The organism is Actinomycetospora sp. (assembly GCF_055612215.1).
This window is the reverse complement of sequence record NZ_JBVPVA010000110.1, coordinates 1-2,588: the sequence shown is the minus strand read 5'-3', so window position 1 is coordinate 2,588 and position 2,588 is coordinate 1. Positions and strand designations below refer to the sequence as shown.

The following is a 2,588-nucleotide window of genomic DNA, read 5'->3' as shown; positions in this document are numbered from 1 at the left end:
CGGCACCGGCCCCGGCCCGCTCGGCCGGGAAGTGCGCGATCGAGCCCGACAGCTCGCGCATCGCGCCACCGACCGCGATGCCGAAGACGCCCTGACCGCCCTGGAGCAGGTCGACGACCTCCTCCGGCGAGGTGCACTCGTAGACGGTGACGCCGTCGGAGAACAGCGTGATCCGTGCAAGGTCCCGCACGCCGTGGCGGCGCAGCTGCTCCACCGCGCTGCGGATGTTGTTCAGCGAGACGCCGGTGTCGAGGAGGTTCTTGACCACCTTGAGCACCGCGAGGTCCTTGAAGGAGTACAGCCGCTGCGACCCCGAGCCGCTCGCGGTGCGGATGCTGGGCACGACGAGCTTGGTGCGCGCCCAGTAGTCCAGCTGCCGGTAGGTGATCCCGACGATTTGGCACGCGGCGGGCCCGCGGTACCCGAGGACCTCGTCGTGCAGGCTCTCCCCGAACAGGTCGTCGGGGAACAGCGAGCCCTGCTCCCCCGCGGGCCCGAGCGGCTGGAGCGCCGCGTCCTCCGGGGACGCGGTCCGGGGCGACGCGCCCGGGTTCGACGAGACCTCGGCGCCGGCCGTCCTCCCGGCTCCGGGCCGCTCATCGGCTCCCGTCACGCCTGCCTCCTCGCACGTCCTGCGGCCGTCTCGGCCCCTGGTCAGACGACCGTACGAGGGGTGTCGACGGGGGTCAACGCGACGCGCGGCCAACTCTGTACCTGAACTTCAGGGTCAGACCATACGGGGCCGGGCTCACGTCCCCGCGAAGTCCTCCGGGGAGACGGTGTCGAGGAACTCGCGGAACTTCTCGACCTCGTCCTCCTGCTCGTCGGGGATGACGAGCCCGGCCTCGGAGAGCACGCCCTCCTCGGCGTGGATGGGCACGCCGACACGCAGGGCGAGCGCGACCGAGTCGCTCGGCCGGGCGGACACCCGGACGTCGCCGTCGAAGACGAGCTCCGCGTAGAACGTGCCTTCCTGCAGGTCGGTGATCCGGACCTGCTCGAGCCGCCGGTCCAGGGCCCCCAGGACGTCCTTGAGGAGGTCGTGGGTCAGCGGCCGGGCCGGCTTGACGCCCTGCTGCTCGAGGGCGATCGCGGTGGCCTCGACCGACCCGATCCAGATGGGCAGGTACCGGTCGCCGTCGGACTCCCGCAGCAGGAGGATCGGCTGGTTCGCGGGCAGTTCGACCCGTACCCCCACGACACGCATCTCGCTCATGCGTCGCCTCCCTGTTCCCACGTGGCGCGTGCTCGCGCCGTCGGATCCCGGTCGGACGACGGCCGCGCCCGGGGCCCCGTGAGGTGGCTGGGGGCGACTTCGTCGACGCGGGGAACGCTACACGCTCGGAGGGGTGGAGGGGCGACGAGACGCAGCGAAGCGGAGTCGACCATCGAGGCAGCCGCAGGGCCGCTCGCCGGTCCGGCGGTCAGCGGCGCAGGCCGTGCCGCAGCCCGGCGCCGACGAGCAGCGCGTGCAGCCGACCGGAGAGGCCCGCGAGCTCGCCGGAGAGCTCCCGTGCACGCCGGGCGGCCTCCGGGGCGCGGCCGCGCGCCACCGGGGTGACCAGCTGGGTGAGGAGCCCGACCTCGCGGTCGGCCCCGGCCCGCAGGCCGCGCAGCAGCCGCGGCTCGACGCCGAGGGCGGCCAGGCTCGCCGCGGTGCGGGCGATGACCGGGGCCTCCGGCTCGTAGCGGCCGGTCACGTCGGGCCGGAGGATGCCGTGGTGCTCGAGCGAGGTGAGCAGCGCCTCGTCGACGCCGTCCTCGGCGAGCACGGTCTCCCGGTCCACGCCCTCGACGTCGTCGGGACCCGCGCCGGCGTCCGCCGGGACGGCGCGCTCCGGGTCGTCGTCGACCGGACCGGCCGGGACCACCGCGGCGAGGCCGCGGGGACGGACCGGGCGCGTGTCGCCACCCCCGGAGCCGCCGGGTCCGCCCGGTCCCCCGGTCTCGGGGGTGGTGCCACCGAGTGCCTCGGCCGGGCTGACCGGCTCGGCGGACGCGGTGAGGACGGGGCCGTCCGGGGTGGGGTCGCGGTCGAACTCGTCGAGCTTCGCGCGGATGACCTTGAGCGGCAGGTAGTGGTCGCGCTGCGCGGAGAGCACGAAGCGCAGGCGCAGCACGTCGGCGTGGGAGAACTGCCGGTACCCCGACGGCGTCCGGGACGGCGAGATCAGGCCCTCCGACTCCAGGAACCGGATCTTGGAGATCGTGATCTCGGGGAAGTCCTCGCGCAGCGCGTCGAGGACCGAGCCGATGGAGAGTGCGTCGCGACCCTGCCGGTCACCGTGGGCGAGCCCGGCGGCCGTCATCGATCCCCCCTCGCTGCGCTCGCCGTCACCAGAACCCCCGTCGCTGCGCTCGCCCGGCTCACCGAACCCCCGTCGCTGCGCTCGCCCGGCTCACGAGTACTCCAGCCCGGCCCCCTGACCGGCGGAGCCGGCGTCGCGCGGCCCGGTCAGGAAGACCAGGCGGAACTTGCCGATCTGCACCTCGTCGCCGTTGGCGAGCACGGCGGTGTCCACCGGCTCGCGGTTGACGTAGGTGCCGTTGAGGCTGCCGACGTCGACGACGACGAACTCCGCGCCGTC

The 2,588-nt window shown here is 74.3% G+C and carries 4 protein-coding genes; all 4 read right to left on the bottom strand.

Translation table 11 applies throughout. The features are described 5' to 3' along the window. On the bottom strand, positions 1-472 hold a 472-nt coding region (locus tag AC0CYZ_RS02855; RefSeq protein ID WP_472212159.1), incomplete at its 3' end, for a MerR family transcriptional regulator. Between the two features lie 276 nt (positions 473-748). Continuing rightward, complete coding sequence (locus AC0CYZ_RS02850; RefSeq protein WP_026204493.1) at positions 749-1,216, bottom strand: bifunctional nuclease family protein; 468 nt, start codon at positions 1,214-1,216, stop codon at positions 749-751. Positions 1,217-1,424: 208 nt separating this feature from the next. Beyond that, positions 1,425-2,309: a MerR family transcriptional regulator gene (locus AC0CYZ_RS02845; protein WP_472212157.1), complete on the bottom strand. Its 885-nt coding sequence runs from the start codon at positions 2,307-2,309 to the stop codon at positions 1,425-1,427. Positions 2,310-2,399: 90 nt separating this feature from the next. Next, positions 2,400-2,588: FHA domain-containing protein (locus AC0CYZ_RS02840; protein ID WP_472212155.1), on the bottom strand; the 189-nt coding region annotated here is incomplete at its 5' end.

What these genes read in the sequence shown, in the direction of transcription:
- AC0CYZ_RS02845 (WP_472212157.1), bottom strand. Translation starts at nt 2,309, where the DNA reads ATGACGGCCGCCGGGCTCGCCCACGGTGACCGGCAGGGTCGCGACGCA.
- AC0CYZ_RS02850 (WP_026204493.1), bottom strand. Translation starts at nt 1,216, where the DNA reads ATGAGCGAGATGCGTGTCGTGGGGGTACGGGTCGAACTGCCCGCGAAC.